The organism is Caballeronia sp. dw_19, from assembly GCF_018449515.1.
Taxonomy (GTDB): Bacteria; Pseudomonadota; Gammaproteobacteria; order Burkholderiales; family Burkholderiaceae; genus Caballeronia.
Map to the genome: position 1 here is coordinate 1 of NZ_JAAVUQ010000094.1, position 2188 is coordinate 2188.

Genomic DNA, 2188 nt, shown 5'->3' on the forward strand with positions numbered 1-2188 from the left:
CGCAGACCGCTAACACTGAAAGCAGCAACCCAACATAGACCCCGACCGCTAACCCCGGAACCTAGCAACCCGGCACTGACCCCGACCGCTAACCCCGGAACCTAGCAACCCGGCACTGACCCCGACCGCTAACCCCGGAACCTAGCAACCCGGCACTGACCCCGACCGCTAACCCCGGAACCTAGCAACCCAGCATAGACCCCGACCACTAACCCCAAAAACCACCCCTCGACCATCGCCCCACGCTTACCAGAACCCCAAACCCATCGCATGGACGAACGTGGCCAAAGCGGCTGCCAGCCGACAACCCGGACATGCCGATGGTCGACCTCGCGATGCCGGCATGAACAGCCTGGAAGTGATTGACCAAGCGAAGCGCTCACGCAGGAGCGACGTGGAGATATCGAAGGACCGTGCAGAGGGCTACGCGGCGCTCACGAGACCGCTTCAGATCGGCGGCAATCTGGCGGGCGCACCATAAAGGCTGCAATGACGCACCCGCATGTGTGACGCAGGGTGCGCGCCTGCGTTCGCGCCTCAACGCCGTTGCGACGTCACGTCCCAGTTGATATCGACACACAGGACCTGCAAGCCGCGCGGTGTTTGCGCCGCGATCGACGCCGTCACGCACAGGTGCGCCTCGTTGATCGACAGATACGGCGCGGTCAGATGAACGCGGTCCGGCGTGCGCAACGCTTCGATGAAATAAGGCCGGCGTTCCCAGCTTGCGCCTTCGGAATGCAACAAGGGCCGGAACCGCTTGGCGCGCTGCGATGCACGCGCGACGGGCAGGACGTTGTCGCCGATCTGCCGGCCGGATGCATCGAGCAGGAAACAGCGCGCCGTTTCATGAAGCTGCAATAGCGTGCGGGTCGCATTGGCGAGCGTTTCGCCTTCGATCAGACGCGCCGCCGCCGTTTCCAGTGCCCCCACATAGGGCGCCAGCCTCGCCGACTGCGTACGTTCGCGCGCGGCCACGCGTTCGCGGGACGCCGCCGACAACGCGTCCAGCACCCCTTGCGCGGCTTGCGGTTTCACGGCCTCCACGCTGGGTCCGGCAAAATACGCGCCCTGGACGAAATCGACGTTACATTCGAGCGCGATCAGCGCGTCGCGCTCGGTGCTCAGGCCGCCCATCAATACCAGTTGACCGGACTCGTGCAGCAGGGAAACGAGGCCCGGCAACACCCGCTCGATATGCGAATGTTCGCTCGCCTGCTGAAGGATGCAGCGGTCGAGCGTCACGATATCGGGCCGCAGATGCCACACGCGATCGATGTTCGAATGCTTCACGCCGAAGCCATCCAGCGCGATCAGGAAGCCGGACTTGCGCAAGGAATCGATGATTTCAGCGAAGCGCGTGGTCTCGCCGCCCGCTTGCTCGGGCACTTCCAGCACCACGCGCTGCGGCGGCAGGCCGATGTTTTTCAGCGATGCCAGCAGCGCATCGCCGTAGCTCGTGTCCATCAAGGCGGCCGGATGGAGGCTGAGGAACAGCCATTCGTCGTCGCTATCGAAGGAAAAGAAGTTGCCCAGATGCAGTGATTCGGCTAGCCGGCCGAGTTCGAGCAGATCGCCGCGCCGTGCTGCCTGCGTGAAGACTTCATGCGATGGAACTTGCCGGCCGGAGTCATCGCGGGCTCGCAGCGACGCGTGATAACCGATTGCGCGGCGATGAGACACCGAGAACACCGGCTGAAACACGCTGAACACCGTGTATTCGCCGTACAGGACAGTACGCCGCGAGCCGTCATCACCCGCGATGGGGCGGGGGGGCTGAAAGCGGGGAGGGTCGAGATCAACCATGCTCATGGTGGTTTTGGCAGGCGTTCGAACGCGGCTCGAGTGGGAGTAAACATCGGGAAAGAACTAGTTTACAGGATAGGCCCACTCCCAGAAGAGCAAGAAATATGCGCATTTGCCGGACATTTGAGATATTCCCGCCGAAACCGGGCCCGGCTGGGGCTGGGCTTCGGCCCCGGTTTTTATCGCGGCCAGGCGGCGCAGCCGCGTGCACTTCCGTAGTGCAGCGCGCACGGGGAGATGATTCGCGATAGCGCGTTGTTGGTTTTTGCTCGCGCCGGTGGACGGGGGCGGTTTTTTGGGGGGCGGTTGTTGGGTGTTCGGTTCCGGGGTTGGCGGTTCTGGGTCAATGCCGGGTTGGTGCTTTCGGCCGTGGTGGTCTGCT

2 protein-coding genes are annotated in these 2188 nt (G+C 63.5%); one reads left to right on the plus strand and one right to left on the minus strand.

Annotated elements, in window-relative coordinates:
• Window positions 1-343: 343 nt before the first annotated feature.
• Complete coding sequence (locus HB376_RS40535) at window positions 344-481, plus strand: hypothetical protein (RefSeq protein WP_213769299.1); 138 nt, start codon at window positions 344-346, stop codon at window positions 479-481.
• Between the two features lie 56 nt (window positions 482-537).
• Here HB376_RS40535 and HB376_RS40540 read toward each other — a convergent pair whose 3' ends face one another.
• On the minus strand, window positions 538-1812 hold the full coding sequence (locus HB376_RS40540) for an EAL domain-containing protein (protein ID WP_213769300.1): 1275 nt from the start codon (window positions 1810-1812) through the stop codon (window positions 538-540).
• Window positions 1813-2188: the final 376 nt, after the last annotated feature.

Bases quoted from the DNA above. Each gene is read 5' to 3' on its own strand.
- HB376_RS40535 (WP_213769299.1), top strand. From the start codon at position 344: ATGAACAGCCTGGAAGTGATTGACCAAGCGAAGCGCTCACGCAGGAGC.
- HB376_RS40540 (WP_213769300.1), bottom strand. From the start codon at position 1,812: ATGAGCATGGTTGATCTCGACCCTCCCCGCTTTCAGCCCCCCCGCCCC.